This window comes from Flavobacterium sp. KH_001 (genome assembly GCF_057840745.1).
The window spans coordinates 4,138,209-4,157,669 of the sequence record NZ_CM174520.1; the positions used below are offsets into that span (position 1 = coordinate 4,138,209).

Below are 19,461 nucleotides of genomic sequence, written 5' to 3' on the forward strand. Positions count from 1 at the left end.
TACTCCATTCACTAGCTCAATAAGGTTAGGAAATGGAGCAAAGTGTTTTTTATATGTGAAATGCTTTGCGATTTAACCACAAAGTGCGCAAAGTTTTTTTTAGTATTTGATAAAACGCAAAGATCGCAAAGCTATATGATAATAACTTTGCGACCTTTGCGTAAATCTTTGCGGCCTTTGCGGTTAAATATTTCAACCTGAAACTTGAAACTTTGAAACCTGAAACAAAGATTTTAAGCCAAAACCATTCCTCCATCCATAATAAAATCAGCTCCTGTGATGAATTTTGAGGCATCACTGCTTAAATGCGAAACCATTTTGGCAACATCTTCTGAAGTTCCCATTTGTTTTAGGGGAATTTTATCCACAACAACCTCCATAATAGATTTTACGGTTGTTTCATCTAAACCTACTTTTTTCATTACTTCAGTTTCTGTTGGACCAGGGCTAACCGAATTTATCCTTATTTTTCTTGGCGCTAATTCTACCGCTGCTATTTTCATTACGGCATTCAGAGCAGTTTTACTTGAAGAATAAATAGATGATCCGGCGCCGCTCATACTGGCTGTGTTAGAAGAAAGAAATACTACAGATGCACCATCATTCAAAATCGGAATAAACTTGCTTAAAGTGAAGTAAGCTCCTTTTAAATTGATATTCATAATATCATCGTATAAGGTTTCAGTAGCCTGTTCAATAGTTCCTAAACCGGCAATTCCGGCATTTATGAAAAGAATATCAACTTGACCAAAATCTTCTTTTACTTTTGAAGCTAGATTTTCAATATCTGAAACACGAGACTGATCAGCAACAATGGCGTGAACTCCTAATTCTGAAGCCGCTTTTTCAATTGCTTCTTTTCTTCTTCCGGTTATAATAACCGTTGCGCCTTGTTCTTTTAATTGTTTGGCTGTTGCGTAACCAATTCCGCTATTTCCTCCGGTAATTACCGCAACTTTATTTTTTAAATTGTCCATTTTTTAAGTTTTTAAATTAACGGTACAAAGTTAAATCTGAAAAGACATTGCTTTCTCAGCGGTATCATGGAGTATACTGCGTGTGTGTTTTTCACCATAGAAGTGATATAAGTTCATATAATAGCAATTGTTTAGCTGCTTTTTATAATAGCCAAGATCATATAAGAAAAACACTAATTATTTAGACATTAATTTAAATGACTTTGTATCACTTACATGATGAAAAAATTATACCCAACACTAAGCACGGTTTATATGAGCTTTTATAAGCAAATACTACACACAAACCAACCACAAGTTTAAATGAACTTACATCACTTATATGGTGAAAAATTACGCTACAATAATTCCAGCTTAAATGACCTCATCCGCAAAGGTTACTCAAACCAACCACAAAGTTTAAATGAACTTATATCACTTATATGGTGAAAAATTACGCTACAATGATTCCAACTTAAATGACATCATCCGCAAAGATTACTCAAACCAAACACAAAGTTTAAAATGAACTTATATCACTTATATGGTGAAAAAAAAATTATATATTAGTGTTAAAATATTAGCTATGGCGAGAAATCAGAAAGAAGAGATTCAGGCGCTTCAGGACACTTTATATGTTTTAGGCGGTAAATGGAAATTGCCTATTATTAACTCCATTTGTAATGGAAACACGCGATTCAAGGAAATTCAGCAAAGTATTCCCGGAATAACTTCCAGAATGCTTTCGAAAGAATTAAAAGATATGGAACTCAATAATCTGGTTAAAAGAACAGAAGACCGTGATGCCAAAGTGCCCATACTTTATGAGTCTACTTCCTATTGCCAATCTTTTGGTCCTATTATATCTGAAATGATCAATTGGGGAATCTCCCATCGGGAACACATTCGGAATAAGGAAAATGCTGCTACAGATAAAAAAATAAAGCCCTGAAATATCAGGGCTTTATTTTTATTTTTTCTTTTTCGATTTTGATTTCGATTTTTTCGCTTTCTTTTTAGCGATTTTTTTCGCCTTAGCTTTGTCTTTTGCTTTTTTCGCTTTGGCTTGCTTTTTAGCTTTTGCTTTTTGCTTTGCTTTTTTAGCTTTCTCTTTCTTTTTATCCTCTTTCGCTTTTTCTTTTTTCTTAGCTAGTTGTTTTTTCTTTTTTGCTTTTTCTTTGTCCTTGTCTTTTGCGTCTTTTTCTTTCATCTTGGTCTTCTTCTTTTTAGATTTACTATTATTTTTATCTTCTGAAACAATTTCTTCGGTTTTTTCCAAAGCCTCAGCCGAAACACCTTCTTCTTTTTGTTCTGTAGTTTCTGGTACTAAAACTTCAGGCTTTTTAACAGGTTTCTTTTTTGTTACGGTAGCTTTTTGCTTTACTGCTGCCGATGGTTTTGAATCTGTTGTTTCCGTTTTTATGTCATTGTCAGTAGCAATTTCATTTTCAAGAGTTTGCTCACTGGCCTTTAAACTATCATTTTCAGAGTTTTCATTTAATTCATTTTCTTTTTCTTTCATGTGCAGATAAATTTATAGAGTGAAATTTTAAATAGTTTTCAATGTTATTTACATTTTAACTGAATGTTAATTAATTATTAACAAATATACCCTTAAAAATAACGCCCCAATGTTAAGTTTTACCTCAGATCAAAAACTTAACATTGGGATCCATGTTCTACCAAAAAGTAATGAAATACAATGATGATTTTAAATAGCAAAACTTACCGGAACTACATTATATTTTAGACCTAAATAAAAATTGGGATTAATTTCCTGAGGTTTCTATTAATAATACTTCGCGTTGATTTCTTTTTGAGCTCATATTGTTTGGTGCATTTTTCCAGCTCAGCAAGTAAGATTTGAAATTTATCGTAGAGCGCATCGAGTTCTTCCATGGCTCGTTGTGTATTAGCAGTTTCTTTTTCCTCTATTTTATTCCTGGAAGTTGCAGACAGCTGTTCGAATTTACGGAATGCTGCCAGCAAAATTCGATGCTCTGAAGAATTTATTCCTTGCATAATAAAATACCCTATTATATAATTGTGAAAGGTTTGAATTTAATGCATCACTAATAAAGGATCTGCATCAATATAAATTTTAGATAATGGTAATGATTTTGAAGTTGTTACAGTTTTTATTTTACCTGTATTTCCTGAAATTAAATGGATTGCATTGTTTAACAAAATTTCAGAGCTATTGCCTAAAGTAAAAACTTCAGCCTCCTGAAGTTCATCAACGCTAAAAGTCGGATTTATACCGCTTGAATAACTTCCCTCGTTTTTTGCATTAAATAATTTATAGATGGAAGGATATAAAATCCAACCTTTAGTATTTGCAATCCTGTCGTCTTCAATAGGAAAACCGGCTACATCTTTGCCAACGGTTTTTTCTCCTATTGTAATTACATCCATAAAAGGACGAAGATTATTAATAATTATTTCTGAAGCTGAGGCTGTGCGTTTCCCACATAAAATATAGAGTCTTTTAATATCAGGATGAGCATTTTTAAGAATATCAAAACTCACATTAGGTTCGTTACTTTCCAGGGCTTGCTGAAAAGATTGTTTGACAAGACCTCCATTTTTGTTTCCTTCAAATTGTATAAAAAGATCACTTGATTTTATATTTGGTGCCAAAATTATGCTTAATGCTGTTGCAGATGAAACATCTCCTCCTCCATTGTATCTCAAATCTAAAACTAATTCTGTGACATTCTGATTTTTTAATTCCTGAAAAACCTGTTGGAACAATTGTGCCTGACCAACATCAAAATGCGGAATTTCGACATAACCAATCTTAGTATTATTATTTGTAATTACGTGAGAAAATATGGGCTGAGAAAACGAAAATCCTTGTAATAAAGAAACTGTTTCGGGTTGAGAAAAACCTTTTTCTTTTGAATAGAAAACTATTTCCAAATCTAAATGTGTTGCGGATGCAATGTTTTTATAAATCTTATCGTAATTATTCAAATTCAGTTCTTCGCCGTTAATTTTGGTTATTAATTGTCCTCTTAATAAACCGTTGTTTTTAGCCGGAGAATCATATAAGGCATACAAAATCACACCATAAATTTTATTCTGATGTTCTGTAAATGAAATATCAAATCCAAAATTCCTCCTTAAACTCTGTGGTACCGTTTCCGGAAAATCTGGATGTACGGCGTATGAATACACATCTTCTTTTTGTAATAATCGCTGGAAATATTCTTTTGGATTTAATCCTAAATCTCCCTTATCAGGCATTGTTTCATTCCATTTATAATATTTTTTCATTTGGTTGTACATCCAATCGTTTGTGTATTTATTGGAACCTTCTTCGTAGATTTCCGGTTTATCATCGACTTCACAGGAAATTATCAAAAGGCTGAAAAAAAGAAAAAAAAGGATTCTGATCAGAGAAGAATATTTCATTTTAAACCTTTAAAATTAACGGACAAAAACGCTTAAAAAAATTCAATTAGAAATCAAAAAAATCAACCAGATTCAAGGTTGCGTCTATTCCTGAAAATTGACCATTATCAGCCTTTTTTTCATCCAGAACAATCAATCTTGATTTATCTTTTGTCATTAACATAACAACAACAACTTGTTTTCCGGCTATATAAGATTCTGTTGTTCCATGCTTTACCAATTCCATTTTTATAATTGGAGGCAGTGAAGCAGGAAACTCAACAAAACTGCTGTATTGCTCTTTACCTATATTTTTTGCAACAGTGATTGTTTCGCCGTTCAATTTTCGAATAATGCCGTCTAAATTTCCATTATACCCGCTAGCTGAATAACGATTAAGGGTGGGAAAAATAAATTTGAATCCGGCATTTCCTGTCTTTGTTAGTACTCCGGGTTTTGTGGACAATACATTATCAAGCCACAAATCTTTTTTAGTATAAAACGAAATCGTATCAATGTCTTTTTCACTTCCTATTTGATAGGAATGCAAAATTTCTTTGGTTCTTTTATTTGTAATTACAACATTTTTGAGCTCATTTTCATAAATTACAAGGTCATAATCTCTGACAATATTTTTGACGAATGCATCCTGCTTCTCAATTTGTATTACCTTACCATTAACAGCAATCTGAATAGAATCCCGCCTTGCATTATAACCTCTAATCACCAGCTTGACCGCTTTTTGCTGTGGGTATAAAGGAATTAATTCATCATTTGCGCAAGCCCCTAAAAGAAGAAGCGCCATTAAAAAAAAAAGTATTTTCACAATCTTATTTTTCATTTTATATATATAATTGGCAACTGTTTACCCTAATAATCAAACAATTACTGATTTATTTTTAATTTTTGGTAAATTTTATTTTTTTAGAAATAATAGTATTCGGTAGTATTATATAAAAATGTCATTCCGCAGTTCCTTAACAGAAATCTGATCGGTCTAAAACATCATTTTAATTTAATTATAGAATTTGTCTTAGTTTAAATTAGCTGCTTTTTTCGAAATACCATTTTCTAAAAGTGCTTCGGCAGTAATCCATATTTTATCAATTTCATATCCAATAAATGTGGTGTTTTCATTTATTAATGAAATATAAACTTCGGTTTTACCAACATACTCTGAAATATCTACCGTGTAATCTTTGAACTCTGCATCGAACGTTGTTTCCCGTTTTAATTGTATTGTAGCTAAAGGTTTGAAAGTTGCCGGATCCGGTGATGTTGAACCATATACCAACAAATCACGAGAGCCACCAAAAATAGACGTTTGCGCATTAATAACTAATTCTATTTTTCCTGAATAATACGAAAGGTTAATTGGAGCTGCTATGGCCCAATTTTTCTCTACTTGTTCAAGCGGTGCACCAGTACTAAGATCTATATTATATGTTCCTAAAATATTTATCGTACCTCCGACTACAGCGCCGGTATTTTGGTCTACCTGAATATTTTTTCTGGCAATCCAGCTGCTATTATTTCCATCTTTATCGAGCAAAACCCAATCAGAAACATCTCCATCTTCAAAATCATCTTCCCATATAGTAAAACTACCACGTACAGGTTCTTCAGGAGACTCAGGTTCAGGATCTACAGTTTGTGGAGGAACTGAAGAATCAACGGGATCATCATTTTGGCAAGAAGTCACAATTAGGGCTATAATTGCTAATAAAAAAAAGTTTTTCATAATTTCTTTGTAAAAAGCATGGGCAGAATTTCTACCCATGCTGAATTAAATATTTATTAACCTAAAAGTATTAGAAGTTTGTAAACTTCGTCCAGGTGTTAGTCCAGTTAGCTTCTGTTTTGAATGCTCCTGTAGCTCCTGTAAAATTTAATGTTCCATTATTAAAGAATGGTTGCGTAAGCGCCCAATTTGTAGCAGGATTAACTGTTGAAGTTGTATTACCAAAACCTAAACTTGTTCCTACAGGCAATACTGGATTATCAAATCCGTGGATTGATAATAAAGACCATGTAGAGTTAGCCGGCAATGATGGAGACTCCCAGTTAATCCCTTTGTTGTATCCTGTAACAGTAACATCAGTAAGGTTAATTTGTCCTAATCTACGTACGTGGATAGCATTTTCGTATAAATCAGCAACTGTAGTTGAGCTAACCCCTATGATAGACATTTGAGAAATAACAGGACGTGTAATAAGTGTTGTTGTAGTACCTCCAGCGTTGTTATCTAATTCAATACCGTTTGAATCCGGGCTTAAATTAGGCGCAGTTCCACTTGTACTGTGTGTAGAATTACTATCAGCAAGTGCAATAGCTTTTGTAATTGTTCCTGTATAACCAAGATCAAAATCGAAGTTGTCATCATCTGGTGCAAAAGAAACTAAATACGAAGCATTTACTCTTCCTCCAAAAAACTCAAATGAATCATCTCTACCGTAAGATACCTGAACGTGGTTTACGGTTGTAGGAGCACCTACACCTCCAAAAGTAAGACCATTGATCTCGATACCATCATCTAAAATTCTACCAGCAAATTCGATACGTACATAAGAGATAGTTCCTGCGTTGTGAGCAGCATTAGAACCACCATAATAAAAATCAGAAACAGTAGGCTGATCTCCTAATCCTTCAATAACATTGGTAGTCAATCCGTTATTTACCTGATCGTCACCCAAAATCACTAAACCTGCAAAATCTCCAGGAGTTGCTTTTGTTGTAGCATTACCATCTAATAAGTTATAACTTGTAAAAATAATTGGAGCATTTGCTGTTCCTTGTGCATTAATTTTACCTGTTTTAGTAATTACAAGAGCCCCTGTAGCAACACCTGCAGCAAGAGGTTTTGCTTTAATAAAAGTTCCAGCCTGAATTGTTAATGTAGCTCCTGATTTTACTCTAACAACACCGCTTATTTCATAAACTTTGTTGCTTGTCCAGGTTGTGTTTACAGTAATGTCACCACTTACCGTTTGTACTGTTGCAGGATATCCTGAATAATCAGCACCAGCAGCTTTCATAGAAAAAGAAGAATCAGCAGAAGAATCATCATTTTGGCAAGAACTCACAAGCAGAGCTACAATTGCAAATAAAAAAAAGTTTTTCATAATAATTTAATTATTTCTATATTTGCTGCTATTAAACTAGGCCTTTGGAGAGGGCAGCAAAATTCCTTTCCTTAGGTCTTTCTCGTTTTTGGTAAATACTTCTTTTCTATAAACTATTCCGCTTTACCACCGGAGGTTTACGCCTACTCCATCTTTCATTACAGGATTAATTTAATGAAAGGATCAGGGTCAAATTCTCATTTAAATTTTAAAATACATAAAAAGCTAGATGTTTATGGATATGATAAACCCGATGCCATTACTTACAAATTGGCTTTTTATTGAAGATTCCGAATATCTGCAACCTTTACTACTTTATCTGTTTAAAATTTATCAAAGAACTGTTTGAGATTTACTTAAAGTAGAATCCTTACAAACACAAGCATTTTAAATTTATCTCTCTAAACACAAAATGTCTTGTGTATTACTATTAGATATTAGCTTTTGAAAAAGCAAAAAATCATGTCTGTTTTTTTTGTTAACGGTTTCTTAATATCCATCAGGAGAACAAATTAAATTATCTGGATTCTCTATTAAAACCTATAATTAAGAGATACACTTATAGTTCTTCCGCTCCAGGCTTTAAATACCACCTGATCAATATCTTCATCGTACTTATCTGTTGCTCCTGCTCCCAGATTAAATCGTTCTCTTGGATTTGATCCATATGGAACATCCGTAGTTTGACTATAACTATTAGTGTTATTATAAGTTTCTATACCTGTATCAAAGATGTTTTTCATGCTGCATTTTAATTCCAGATTTTTCTCTTTAAAAAATCTGTAACTTACCTGCGCATCTGTTATCGCATATGGTCTGCGAATTTCTTCGGCCGCGTATTCAAATCCTACCAGTATATATTGATCTCCCAGTGCATTATGTCTAAGACTAAAGCCAAAACGGTCACCTACATAATCTAAACCTAAATTGTAAGTATATGGCGACTGCCCGTACAAAGGCCTGTTGGCTTCATAAAGCCCACCGGTTCCATCAATATTAACGTAAGAGGTTACTTTTGTACCATTGAAAGAAGCGTTGCCATAAACAAACAGATCTTTCAAAATTTCGCCTTCTCCTAAGAAAGAAAGACTTTTGTAAAACTCAAATTCAACTCCCCAAAGTTTGGCATTGTTTGAGTTCAAATTGTAGATATCTCTTCCGTCTGAAGGATTGCGGAAACCAACAGATTCGATTGGGTCATCAATATCTTTATGATAAATACCAAAAGACAAAATCTCACCACCGGATGGAAACCATTCTACTTTAAAATCATAATTATTAGCTACACTTGAAACCAATCCATCTGAATAATTGTATACTTTAGCTGAACGAATTGGGTCGTAATAAGGAATCCCCAAACGCTCTGCAAATTGTGGACGCAAAACAGATTTATTATACCCTAATCTAATATTCATTTTATTAGTTGGACTAATAATTAAACTTGCCGATGGCAGAAATTGCCAAACTTTATCATTCCCCTGGTCTTTTGCTAAACCATCAGGAGTTTCAGTCTGACTTTGTATTTCTGTATAAATATAACTTTCGGCTCTTACTCCCCAAACTAACCTTACGTATCGGCCAATTTTATCATCGAGCATTAAAAATGGCGAATGTATTTTTACATCACCTTCATACTTATTACCGTATGCGCCATAATCCTGCCATCCAAAACCTCCCCAATAATAATTTGATCCGTCTAAGAATTCAGAAAGCGGTTCATAAATAACAGCACGCTCAGTTGTCTGACCAACCGTTATTAACTTAGCAGATTCCTGTTGATTTGTTGCTTTTTTATAAGTCCCAAAATAACCTCCTTTAAGATCATTTGTAAAAGAATCACCAAAATTAAAAGCGTATTTGAAATTAATGGCCCAGTTATAATCAGCCTCATCATTAGTAAAATTGCTTCGGCTAAACGGAAATCTGGTTTCAGCGTTATAAACACTATAAGCCGTTATTATATCATCACCTACTTTTGCCCTTCCAATATCTACAAATGTTGCGTCTTTAGTATCTTTTGCTACATTTCCATAGGCTCCATACCAATTAACTTCAAGGTTATCGAATTTGTGGTTCCCTTCAATTTTATTCTGGATAAAAGTCGTGTAAACAGGATAATTAGACTCTTTAATATTTGCAAGTCTGCTGCCATCTAAAATCTCTGCTGTGCTATCGTCATTTTCCCAGCCTGTAATTTGGGTCAATTGATTGTTATAAATATGCATAACCGTATTACGCATTGTAATTTTATGATTACCCAATTGAATACCGGCATTAAACATACCGCCCAAAGTTGAATTATAATTGTAATTGGCTCCTGAATTTTTAAATCCATACTTTGTAAAAGTTGAATATGCACTTTTATCATTCTCTTCAGAAAATTCCGTATTACTTTTATTATTTCTTTCCGTATGCTCAATTTCAAGTTTTTCCTGCGTATTCTTAAAAATTAAAGAACCAACAAATCCCCATTTATTATTGTCTTTCAATTTATAAGTTCTTCCTATACCAAATTGCAAGGTTGTTCCGGGAGCGCCATACGTTTTATAAGTAGAGAAATTATCCTCAGTAAATAACTTGCTATACTCCAGGAATGGACCTGATTCTGCCTCCGTTTTGGGAGCATCTATTGTGGGACGGTTAGATGGATAATCACGTCGTCCGTCATCAAAACCTAAATAGTCATAATCGCCTTCCTGTCTTGTTAATCGCTCCTTAAAAGCACTTTTGCTATTATAGGAATTACTGATAGAAAAATTGGTAAAATTTTCCTTAGGAATATCCATCGTCTTAACTTCAACATATCCTCCGGCAAAATTGGCGTACATATCCGGCGTTGCAGATTTGCTCACCACAATGCTTTCGACTATAGAAGTTGGAATAATATCAAAAGAGAAATTCTGCTGATAAGCATCTGTACTTGGCAATGCGATTCCGTCCATAACCGCCTGATTCCATCTCTCGGCCATAGAACGTACCACAACATATTTATCGCCAATTGTTGTTACTCCCGTTATACGCTTTAATGAACTTGCCACATCTCTGTCCGGTGTTCTGGCAATTTGCTCTGCCGAAATACCATCAGAAAACTGGGCTGCTTTTTTTTGCTGTAACAACAAACCTTCAACCGAAGCTGTGGCTTTTTTGTAATCCTGAATAATGATAACTTCATTCAGTGATTGCGCATCTTCTTTTAAAGAAACTACAAGCGGAGTTTCGCCGCCTTCCAACACTTTAACACCCGTGATTTTTTGTGTTTGAAAAGAAATAGCACTAATCTCAAGCGTATATTCGCCTGGTTCCAGTTCTAAAACATAATTACCATCAATGTCAGACTGTGCGCCTACACTCAGTTCAGTCACTTTTATATTTACACCTGGTAACGAAAGTCCGTTGCTGTCAACTACCTTTCCGATAATTTTCCCATTCTTTTTTTTTTGACAGCATCATTTCTCTTCACCGCAATATTATTTTCGGTTCTTTTGAAATTTAAGTTTGTTAGATTTTGTAAATCAGCTAAAATCTCGTCAATGGAAACATTATCTTTTTTTAAGGTTACCAATGGAGTACTCAAATCCAAATCTTTTTGATAAACAAATTGATAAGGAGTTTGTGACTTTAAATTATCAATTATTTTTTGTGGCGAAGAATTTTTAAAATCAACCGATACGGTGCCATTTTGTGCATAAAGTGTGCTTGTTCTCAGAAATAATCCGAAAAGCAAAATCCAGAAGGCAGTTATAAATTGCCTGGAAGAATCATTGTTCATAATTGATAAATATTAGAATAATTAGAATTTATTTTAAGGTGTTATTTTTAGTCAATTTCATTTTTTGAATTCCAATAAGTGCATAGCAAAGCTGTCAAACTTTTTTGCAAAAATTTGAAACCTGTTACAATCATTATATCAAAATGTATTTTTGAAATAGAGGAATTCCTTACCGACTAATCAGATAAGTATTATTTCCAGTGGGTCTTATTTTTATTTCCAATGCAAAAGCAATAGTTTGCAGCATCTCATAAAAGCCTTGTCTGGTATCCAAAGTTCCCTGTATTTTCAGGTTTTTCAGATCGTCATCTAAATAATTTACAGAGAATGAATGCTCTTTTTTTAGCTTTGCGATCACTTCTTCCAGTGTTAAACCATCAACATAAATAAGCACCTTTTTCCAGTCCGGTTCAAGGATCTTTGTTTTGTCTTTATTTACCGTTAACGTTTCAGGACTGTAAACTGCTTTATCACCTCTTACTAAAAAAACCGTATTCTGTGTGCCTTCAACTTTTACCTTACCGGTTCTTACGTTAACTTCGGATTGTTTATTACCGTAAGCTTTAATATTAAATGAAGTTCCAAGAACGGTCGTTTTAATAGGTCCCGAAGTAATAATAAAAGGTCTTGTAGTATCACGTTTTACCTCAAAAAAAGCTTCTCCTTTTAAAGTTATCGTTCTTTCGTTTTTCGAAAAATGCAATGGATATTCTATTTCCGTATCTTCATTTAGCCAAACCCTTGTGCCGTCAGGCAGACATAAAAGGCGAACATCTCTATTAAAGGTTCGAACAGAAGCGATTTTATTTGCAGCTATATCCGGAGACGAAAAAAGCTGATGGCCCGTTATTGATAATGCAATTACAGCACAAGCAGCGGCAGCCCACTTATAATAGCTTTTGTACTTATCAGTAGTGCTTTTTCGAATGTTGCTCCACATACGCAATCTAACTTCCGATGGAAGAAATCCGTGACTGGGTATTTCATCCCATTCGTCTCTAAATCTATTTGACTTCATTTAAATTAAATTTAATAGTTGGAGAAAACACAGTTGTTTATCGCCATTTAAGTATATTAGATTTCTAAGACTTCAAATATCACGGGTAGGTATCAGGCTTAACTATTTCTTAATAAGAGACAAAATTTTTAACTTATAAATGCATCCGACTGGCTAATAAAAAATAGTGCAAACCAATAGAGTTCATGGTTTTTTACTGAATTTTTTTTGAGGTATTGTAATGTTTTTGAAATTTGATTTGCAACTGCACTTGGAGACATATCCATTTCTGCCGCAATCTCTTTGTAACTAAGATCTTCAAACTTATGGAGGTGAAATATCTTTCTTCTTTTTTCAGGAACTTTATCAAGAAGAGATTGTATTTTTTCGAGCTTTAAATTTATATTTTCGTCTGATTCTGAGGGAGAATCAAGTTCTTTAATCAATTGCTCATTTTCTACCGAGAAAATTCTGTTTTGCTTTTTATACCATTTTGAAATTTCTTGCTTTGAGCTTTTAAACAAGATAGCTTCCAACTCAACATTCGGATCTAGTTTAGTTCGATATTTCCAAACATGAATAAAGACATTTTGCGTTACATCTTCTGAATCTGCCAGCTGAGCAGTATATTTTTTTACAAAACAAAATACTTTAAAATGATATAAATCGTAGATTTCTTTAAAACAAGAATCATCTCCCTCTCGTAACCTTAATACCAAATTAGAACTCATAATGCAATTTTAAATTGTTAAAGAAGACCCTTACAAAAGTAAGATAAACGGTTATTGATAATTTTGCTATTCATTCATTTAATAATTTATTAATATTGTGTTTATGTTTCCCGTTTCTCTATTTATTTAGCCCTAAAACTGTTTAAATACTAAAATTGATTGCTTTATTTTCAGTAAATCACAGCTTTTAAAATATATATTCGTTTAGAGCACAATTACCAGGTATCAATTATAGTTTTCAGATACTATATTTCTCCTCCGCTCATTTCTTAAAAAGTTTTAGTGCTAATTATACTATATTTACAATTCAAACTGGAAGTTTTATTATGGAAGATTTTTTAATTGGTATTGGAAAAAGATTAAAAGAAATTAGAAAGAAAAATTCGCTAACCATTCATGAAGTTGCCAACAGAGCCGGCGTTAGCAATGGACTAATTTCGAGAATCGAAAACGGAAGAACTATTCCATCCCTGCCCGTTTTAATTGAGTTGATACAATCCTTAAATACTGATGTCAGTTACTTTTTTGAAGGTGTTGAAAATACCAAAAATGCAAAGTACCTGCATATTAAAAAAGAAGATTATCAAAAAATAGAGAAAGAAGACAGGGCCGAAACAAAAGGTTTTAATTACTATCATATCTTCAGTAAAAGTATTAATTCTATTGGTTTTGAAGCTGTAATACTTGACGTTGAACCCGATTGTAAACGTGAAAAAGTAATTACAGATGCCTGGGAATTTAAATACATCATCAAAGGAAGTGTGACGTATATTATTGATGATGTTGAAGTACTTGTGAGTGAAGGTGATTCTTTATGTTTTAATGGGAGACATCCGCACGTTCCTGAAAACAGAACTACCGAAAATTGTGTTATGTTAGTGCTTTACTTCTACTCTGAAAGTAATAGTTAATATTTACTTCATACTTAACCGCAAAGGGCGCAAGGGTTTTGCGCCAGGTTCGCAAAGCTATACTATTAAACTTTGCGCCCTTTGCGTAGACCTTAGCGCCCTTTGCGGTTAAATAAAAAAAAGGTCATCTCCAGAAACAGAGACAACCTTTTAACAATAAAAAACACAAACTGAATTAATTTCCTGCCGGAAGCCATGAGCGTCCGTCTAACGACCATCCTGAGTTGATCGGTACTCCAAACCATTGTAGAGAAGAATAGGCGATATCTACCATTTTTGGAACAACTCCAGTCGCTGTTCCGCATTTTAAGGTAGCTGTACTTGTTGTCCATGTTGGCGTATTAGCAAAAGTAAGCGCTACTTGTTTTGTACTAGAATCCGTAAAACTATTTCCTGAACCATTATTTCCTTTCCAATAACCAATAAGACTTGCGTAGTCCGGATGAGAAGAAGTCACAGAGGAACATGTATAATTTAAAATAGAAGCTTCAGCTAAAGCTTTATTCCATACACGAACTTCCGCTAGATTTCCGTTTACATTGGCACCATACGTTAATGTTCCGTCTTGTCCAACGGCAAACGGTAATCCTGAAGTCAAACTTCCAAAATTAGTAGGAATAGCAGCCTGACCAACGAAAACACCATCCTGATAGGTTTTAACCAATTTTGCTGTACGATCTACTACCAAAGTTAAGTGATGCCATTTTCCATCATTGATTGTTCCTCCCGAAATATCAACACGACTTTGAGTGTCGCCAATGTTTACTTTCCATACTCCACCCGTATTGGCACAAATTACAAATCCGCGGTTTTTACCACTTGCCCAGTTTTTATTAGAAACTAAAGACGGATCACTAGAATACCCTGAAGTTTTCACTCTGCATTCTACCGTAAAACTTGAAGTCCCGAAATTGTATAGCGCATTCGTTGTTGACGCATATTTGTTGTTTGCATTAAAATTGGCAAAACTACCTGTAATTGATGTTGTAGGATCAACTGGTTTTTCAATTTTTGTTGAAGTGAAATTCTTATTGTTGAAAATAGTAAAAATATTTCTTTCCTCATAAGATGTTCCTCCGTGAGATCCTGTAGAACCCGTAACTATTCCACCATGATCTGGTGCAACAACAACCAGCCAGTCTTCATTGGCATAATTAGGTCTGTTTTTTAAAGCAGTCAGAATTTCTCCGATATAACCATCTGTAGTTTCAATACTAGATTTGTATTGTGGTACATTCAATGAAAATCCGTAGCTGTGACCGGCGTGATCTACATCATCAAAATGTAAAAACAAAGCATCTGGGTTGTCGTTTGTTAGAGCAGCTACCACTTCATTTTTTACCGCTAAATCTGTAGTAAGGGTTTTCTCCAAATCAATTCCGTCAACAATATAAGTATTGATTGGAGCCCAATGTACAATTGACATGGTTCTTAAAGAAGCATTGTAAGTCTCAAGGCGTTTTAAAAAACTTGGATACGTTCCAAAATTCGGACTTGAGAAAGAGTTATCCGTAACACCATGTTTTAAATGTGTCACACCACTAAGCATTGTTGACCAGCCGTTTCCACTCCAGGTTGGTGCTTCTGTTAAAGCATCCAAACTGTAAACTGAATTCGGTAATAAAGCATGAACATTTGGTGTGTTGGCGCCCATTAAAGCATCTCCGCGACAACCATCGATACCTATAATAAGCAGTTTTTTAACGCCTCCGGCTACAAGAGCTGTCTTAGCAGTTTTGGAATTCGTTTTATCCGCATTTACAGCGCTCTCGTCGCTCGTAAGTGTTGCATCGTTGGTGCAAGATGTAACTAAAAGTACACTTGCCAGCATTGTAACGTAACTTAATCTAAAAATCTTTTTCATTGGGTTGAATTGTTTTAATGGGTTACTATTGAATTACTGTTTTAAAACTATTTCCTGCAGGGATTTCTTTTTAATTTATAATACTATATAAAGAGGCCAGAGAATCTAAAATGTAATCCGGATTTGCTTCTTCGAGTTGTGATCGTGTTTGCGCTCCTGATAAAACGCCGATTGTAATACCGCATTTGGCATTTTTTCCTTCTTCAATATCAATAGCAGAATCTCCAGCTTTTAATACTTTTGAAGCATCTGTAATAGCAAACAGCTGCATGGCTTTATGGATCATATCCGGAAAAGGTCTGCCAAGTACGACATCATCAGCTGTAATTAAAGCATCAAACTGATTATCTTTTTTCCAGTTTAATTTTTCTAATAATGTATTGGCTACATGGCTGCTGTAGCCTGTGTTTAAAACCACTTTTACACCATCTTTTTTAAGGTTTTGAAGTACATTTTCGACACCTTCAATTGGTAACACTTTTGCAGACAAATATTCCTGATCCAGTATTTCCTTGAAATATTCAAAGATTGCTTCTGATGTATTTGAATCTGTATTATTGATATGCTTTAAAATATCTTTTATGGCCTGATGTTTTTCTTTTCCTGCACCTAATGACAATACCAATTCCAACGAAACCTCAATTCCGAATTTGTTGATGGCTTTGTGCAATGATTTGTAAACTATATTTTGTTCGTTTATTGTTGTTCCGGCCATATCAAAAACGACCATTTCAATTTCATTAATTTTCATTTTGTGTGTTTTATTTTTTGAACATGTATTTACATGTTTCTTGAATGTAATTGTGCTTAATTTTTCACGCAGATTTTTACAGATTAAAGCAGATTAAGGCAGATTTTTTTTAAATCTTTTTAATCCTTTATCCCGATGGCTATCGGGAGTGGCAAAAAAAAATTAAACATTAAAAATTTTGGCAATATTATGTTTGGCAAAGCCGGCGCTTCCGGTCATACCTTTTCCGCCTATTCCGGTTATGATGTGGATATTATCACCGATGGTATGCTCAAAAATATCTTTGGTTTTACATTGTGAATACATTCCGAACCATCTGTTTTGGATTTCATACGTTGGCAAATCGATTATTTTTTTGGCTTCTTCAATCATGAAATTGTCAATGTCCATATTCAGGTCAAATCCAAGGGAATCAATATCTTTTGCCGGCGCATATTCGTGTGAATCTCCCAAAATTACAGATCCGTCCAGCGCTTGCTTGAATAAAATATGAACACCATATTTCTTCTCAAAACTATCCGGATTTTCTTTTGCCTTTATTGCAGCATACGATTTACATTCTTCAAAAGATTCATATCTTCTGATCGTTAATCCCGTCAAAATAGAACCATCTAATTTATAGTTATTTTGAGGTTTAGTTTGCAACATCTGAAGTTTAGAAACAACCAAATCGCTGTTGTTGTAAATTTCCGGGTATAGTATTTTGAAATCACTTCCGTTACAAATAATGATTTTTGAAGCTTTGTATTCTTGTCCTGCCGAAGTGGTTGCCACTACTCCATCATTTCTGTTTTCAACATTCAAAACAGTGGTATTCATAAATAAATCAAGACCTAAATTGGCTGTCATATAATCATGTAATTTATGAATCATTGTCGAAGGTTCAACTGTTACTTCCTGTGGAAAGAATAAACCTCCCGTACAATAATCAGATCGTAATCCGGCGTATTTGGCCAGACATTGTTCTTTTGTCAGCAAATTAGATTCGTAATCATTTGAAATATTGATTTGATGCAACTCTTCTATCAATTGCATTTCTTCTTCGTTTGAAGCTAAATAAACCGTTCCGTTTTGGCGAATGCTGATATTAAATTGCGACTGAATATCTTTGTAAATTTTTAAACTTTCTTTTCCGAAGTTTTGCCATTTTCTGTCCATTCCTGATGGAACAACCTGACCAAAATTTCGAACTGTGGCGCCTTCCGGTTTGCTGTTTTTTTCCAGAATAGCAACCGACATTCCTTTGTGTAAAGCGTGGTAGGCATGAAATGTGCCTAAAACTCCCGACCCTACAATTATTAAATCATATTTCTCTTTCATGTGTTTGTGTTTGTGTAATTTATTTTATTCTAATTTTAAACCATTGTTATAATTATTTTTAACACATAGAAACATAGCATTTTGAACTCAAAAAAGGCGTTTCACTCGCATTAAAACACATAGCTATGTGTGAGAAACGAGTTTCTTTTTTATTTACTTTTTTCAAATACATAAAATCTATGTTTCTATGTGTTTAAATTAATTTATGCATTATACGAATGGGTTACTTTTATTCTGTTTTTTTCTTTGTTCAGGTGTATAAAGGAGTGGTGTTAATTTTTATTGTTTTTTTGAATTTACGTTTAAAGTAATTAAACGACATTATGGTTGTAATTATCCCGACAAAGGATAACAGATAAATACAAGTGGTAAAAAAGCTTAAGAGTGAAATATTCTTGTCACCAAAATTTTTGAAAAACAAGACCAAAACGCTTCCTAAATAACCAAAAGCATCGGCGATGTAAATTAAAAAACCAGTGTTTCCGTCTATTTTATAAGTGGCAATCATTCGGTCGAAAAACAAACCGTTAAACGGAACATAACAAACGTACATTCCAAAACCTGAAATGATCATCCACGGAAGTGGTCCCATTAAATGCTTTTGAAATAAAAAGGTAGTTAAGCCGATAAGCAATGAACCAATAAACAAAACCAGATGATACCTTTTAAAAGCCTGGTAGTTGTTTTTCATACTTCCTAAGAAACCTAAAATTACCAGAACTGAAATGGCAATTGGAATTTCTGAATACATATAGATAGAAATACTTTCTTTATATCCTAAAGTATCCCATAATTCCCTTGCAAAATTATCCCTGAATTCCCTCATGGCCGTTAGCATCGCATAGAAGATAATGATGGCCGTTAACGGAAAAGCAAATTGCTGAAATAACGAAGCGCGTTCTTTTTTACTCAACGGTCTTCTTTTTGATCGTAAAGCTAAATCTTCGCTATCCGGGTTTGGGATTTTCTCCAAAAACAATGAAAATACGATTAACGGAATTATAAAAATCAATCCCGAAACAAAAGGCATCCAAAACTCATTGCATCCCAAAACCTTCAAGACAAAGGAACCGACAGACTTTGCCGCACCCGAAGAAACTATAAAACTGGAACATAAAATAACGCCTAATAATTCAGTTGTTTTTCTTCCTTCAATATAAGAGAAAACGATTCCCCAAATCATTCCGAGAGGCAGTCCGTTTATGAATAAAAATGCGATATTATAAGGTGCCGGTACTATTGCAAAACCTAATAATGCCAATTCTGCAATCGCAATAAAGCTTATTAAATAAAGGATTCTTTTTGATGATTTTAATTCTGAAATAACCTTGATTCCCAAAAACTTAGAAAACGTATAACCTAAAACCTGCGCTAAAATCAGCAATATTTTATAGTCAATTCCCCAGAAAGACATATGGTCGAATGTGGCTACAGTAAAAGGTTTCCTGAAAGCATACATACAAAAATAAGTACCAAATGCCGCTATGGATGTTTTTAATATAAACCTGAAATTAGATGCTTTTTTAGACATTAGTTCCTTAAGATTAAAATGATAATGTGGTATAAAATTGAGATTGGATATCCTTTTTTAGAAACCCGTTGAATGCAGTCGATTAAAAAAAATAAACTGTAAAAATAAAACCT

General features: G+C 33.8%; 17 protein-coding genes. 2 read left to right on the plus strand and 15 right to left on the minus strand.

Features of this window, described 5'->3' with window-relative positions; genetic code table 11:
- Nucleotides 1-233 precede the first annotated feature (233 nt).
- Nucleotides 234-977, minus strand: coding sequence for an SDR family oxidoreductase (locus AC3ITQ_RS17795; RefSeq protein ID WP_489235475.1), 744 nt, complete (start codon nucleotides 975-977; stop codon nucleotides 234-236).
- Nucleotides 978-1,542: 565 nt separating this feature from the next.
- On the opposite strand from AC3ITQ_RS17795, the gene AC3ITQ_RS17800 reads away from it, so the two are divergent.
- Entirely contained in the window at nucleotides 1,543-1,908 is a 366-nt protein-coding gene (locus tag AC3ITQ_RS17800) for a winged helix-turn-helix transcriptional regulator (protein WP_489235476.1), read from the plus strand.
- Nucleotides 1,909-1,926: 18 nt separating this feature from the next.
- Here the strand turns inward: AC3ITQ_RS17800 and AC3ITQ_RS17805 are convergent, their stop codons facing one another.
- The 10 genes from AC3ITQ_RS17805 to AC3ITQ_RS17850 all read right to left on the minus strand — a co-directional run bounded on the left by AC3ITQ_RS17805 (nucleotide 1,927) and on the right by AC3ITQ_RS17850 (nucleotide 12,971).
- Entirely contained in the window at nucleotides 1,927-2,478 is a 552-nt protein-coding gene (locus AC3ITQ_RS17805; RefSeq protein ID WP_489235477.1) for a hypothetical protein, read from the minus strand.
- Nucleotides 2,479-2,708: 230 nt separating this feature from the next.
- Entirely contained in the window at nucleotides 2,709-2,978 is a 270-nt protein-coding gene (locus tag AC3ITQ_RS17810; protein WP_489235478.1) for a hypothetical protein, read from the minus strand.
- Between the two features lie 39 nt (nucleotides 2,979-3,017).
- Nucleotides 3,018-4,373, minus strand: a complete 1,356-nt coding sequence (locus tag AC3ITQ_RS17815) for a S41 family peptidase (protein WP_489235479.1) — start codon at nucleotides 4,371-4,373, stop codon at nucleotides 3,018-3,020.
- Nucleotides 4,374-4,419: 46 nt separating this feature from the next.
- Nucleotides 4,420-5,193, minus strand: coding sequence for a hypothetical protein (locus AC3ITQ_RS17820; protein WP_489235480.1), 774 nt, complete (start codon nucleotides 5,191-5,193; stop codon nucleotides 4,420-4,422).
- A 192-nt stretch (nucleotides 5,194-5,385) separates the two neighbouring features.
- Nucleotides 5,386-6,093 (minus strand): hypothetical protein, encoded by a 708-nt coding sequence (locus AC3ITQ_RS17825; protein ID WP_489235481.1) that lies wholly within the window; start codon nucleotides 6,091-6,093, stop codon nucleotides 5,386-5,388.
- A gap of 70 nt (nucleotides 6,094-6,163) precedes the next feature.
- Nucleotides 6,164-7,474, minus strand: a complete 1,311-nt coding sequence (locus AC3ITQ_RS17830) for a hypothetical protein (protein WP_489235482.1) — start codon at nucleotides 7,472-7,474, stop codon at nucleotides 6,164-6,166.
- Between the two features lie 533 nt (nucleotides 7,475-8,007).
- Nucleotides 8,008-10,836, minus strand: coding sequence for a TonB-dependent receptor domain-containing protein (locus AC3ITQ_RS17835; protein WP_489235483.1), 2,829 nt, complete (start codon nucleotides 10,834-10,836; stop codon nucleotides 8,008-8,010).
- Nucleotides 10,837-10,877: 41 nt separating this feature from the next.
- Complete coding sequence (locus AC3ITQ_RS17840) at nucleotides 10,878-11,243, minus strand: hypothetical protein (RefSeq protein WP_489235484.1); 366 nt, start codon at nucleotides 11,241-11,243, stop codon at nucleotides 10,878-10,880.
- 169 nt (nucleotides 11,244-11,412) lie between these two features.
- A complete protein-coding gene (locus AC3ITQ_RS17845; protein WP_489235485.1) occupies nucleotides 11,413-12,261 on the minus strand; it encodes a FecR family protein in 849 nt (282 codons plus the stop codon).
- A gap of 128 nt (nucleotides 12,262-12,389) precedes the next feature.
- Nucleotides 12,390-12,971, minus strand: a complete 582-nt coding sequence (locus tag AC3ITQ_RS17850) for an RNA polymerase sigma factor (protein ID WP_489235486.1) — start codon at nucleotides 12,969-12,971, stop codon at nucleotides 12,390-12,392.
- Nucleotides 12,972-13,297: 326 nt separating this feature from the next.
- Between AC3ITQ_RS17850 and AC3ITQ_RS17855 the strand changes: the two genes are divergently transcribed.
- The gene (locus AC3ITQ_RS17855; RefSeq protein WP_194656693.1) at nucleotides 13,298-13,882 is read left to right on the plus strand and encodes a helix-turn-helix domain-containing protein; all 585 of its coding nucleotides are present in this window, start codon (nucleotides 13,298-13,300) and stop codon (nucleotides 13,880-13,882) included.
- A gap of 175 nt (nucleotides 13,883-14,057) precedes the next feature.
- On the opposite strand, the gene AC3ITQ_RS17860 is transcribed toward AC3ITQ_RS17855, so the two are convergent.
- The 4 genes from AC3ITQ_RS17860 to AC3ITQ_RS17875 all read right to left on the minus strand — a co-directional run bounded on the left by AC3ITQ_RS17860 (nucleotide 14,058) and on the right by AC3ITQ_RS17875 (nucleotide 19,348).
- Nucleotides 14,058-15,746: a DUF4983 domain-containing protein gene (locus AC3ITQ_RS17860; protein WP_489235487.1), complete on the minus strand. Its 1,689-nt coding sequence runs from the start codon at nucleotides 15,744-15,746 to the stop codon at nucleotides 14,058-14,060.
- Nucleotides 15,747-15,816: 70 nt separating this feature from the next.
- Nucleotides 15,817-16,497: a phosphonatase-like hydrolase gene (locus AC3ITQ_RS17865; protein ID WP_489235488.1), complete on the minus strand. Its 681-nt coding sequence runs from the start codon at nucleotides 16,495-16,497 to the stop codon at nucleotides 15,817-15,819.
- Between the two features lie 162 nt (nucleotides 16,498-16,659).
- A complete protein-coding gene (locus AC3ITQ_RS17870; RefSeq protein ID WP_489235489.1) occupies nucleotides 16,660-17,817 on the minus strand; it encodes a TIGR03364 family FAD-dependent oxidoreductase in 1,158 nt (385 codons plus the stop codon).
- A 250-nt stretch (nucleotides 17,818-18,067) separates the two neighbouring features.
- The gene (locus AC3ITQ_RS17875) at nucleotides 18,068-19,348 is read right to left on the minus strand and encodes a DUF5690 family protein (RefSeq protein ID WP_489235490.1); all 1,281 of its coding nucleotides are present in this window, start codon (nucleotides 19,346-19,348) and stop codon (nucleotides 18,068-18,070) included.
- Nucleotides 19,349-19,461: the final 113 nt, after the last annotated feature.

Excerpts from the sequence above, each read along its gene's own strand:
- AC3ITQ_RS17795 (WP_489235475.1), bottom strand. The coding sequence starts at position 977 with ATGGACAATTTAAAAAATAAAGTTGCGGTAATTACCGGAGGAAATAGC.
- AC3ITQ_RS17800 (WP_489235476.1), top strand. The coding sequence starts at position 1,543 with ATGGCGAGAAATCAGAAAGAAGAGATTCAGGCGCTTCAGGACACTTTA.
- AC3ITQ_RS17805 (WP_489235477.1), bottom strand. The coding sequence starts at position 2,478 with ATGAAAGAAAAAGAAAATGAATTAAATGAAAACTCTGAAAATGATAGT.
- AC3ITQ_RS17810 (WP_489235478.1), bottom strand. The coding sequence starts at position 2,978 with ATGCAAGGAATAAATTCTTCAGAGCATCGAATTTTGCTGGCAGCATTC.
- AC3ITQ_RS17815 (WP_489235479.1), bottom strand. The coding sequence starts at position 4,373 with ATGAAATATTCTTCTCTGATCAGAATCCTTTTTTTTCTTTTTTTCAGC.
- AC3ITQ_RS17820 (WP_489235480.1), bottom strand. The coding sequence starts at position 5,193 with ATGAAAAATAAGATTGTGAAAATACTTTTTTTTTTAATGGCGCTTCTT.
- AC3ITQ_RS17825 (WP_489235481.1), bottom strand. The coding sequence starts at position 6,093 with ATGAAAAACTTTTTTTTATTAGCAATTATAGCCCTAATTGTGACTTCT.
- AC3ITQ_RS17830 (WP_489235482.1), bottom strand. The coding sequence starts at position 7,474 with ATGAAAAACTTTTTTTTATTTGCAATTGTAGCTCTGCTTGTGAGTTCT.
- AC3ITQ_RS17840 (WP_489235484.1), bottom strand. The coding sequence starts at position 11,243 with ATGAACAATGATTCTTCCAGGCAATTTATAACTGCCTTCTGGATTTTG.
- AC3ITQ_RS17845 (WP_489235485.1), bottom strand. The coding sequence starts at position 12,261 with ATGAAGTCAAATAGATTTAGAGACGAATGGGATGAAATACCCAGTCAC.
- AC3ITQ_RS17850 (WP_489235486.1), bottom strand. The coding sequence starts at position 12,971 with ATGAGTTCTAATTTGGTATTAAGGTTACGAGAGGGAGATGATTCTTGT.
- AC3ITQ_RS17855 (WP_194656693.1), top strand. The coding sequence starts at position 13,298 with ATGGAAGATTTTTTAATTGGTATTGGAAAAAGATTAAAAGAAATTAGA.
- AC3ITQ_RS17860 (WP_489235487.1), bottom strand. The coding sequence starts at position 15,746 with ATGAAAAAGATTTTTAGATTAAGTTACGTTACAATGCTGGCAAGTGTA.
- AC3ITQ_RS17865 (WP_489235488.1), bottom strand. The coding sequence starts at position 16,497 with ATGAAAATTAATGAAATTGAAATGGTCGTTTTTGATATGGCCGGAACA.
- AC3ITQ_RS17870 (WP_489235489.1), bottom strand. The coding sequence starts at position 17,817 with ATGAAAGAGAAATATGATTTAATAATTGTAGGGTCGGGAGTTTTAGGC.
- AC3ITQ_RS17875 (WP_489235490.1), bottom strand. The coding sequence starts at position 19,348 with ATGTCTAAAAAAGCATCTAATTTCAGGTTTATATTAAAAACATCCATA.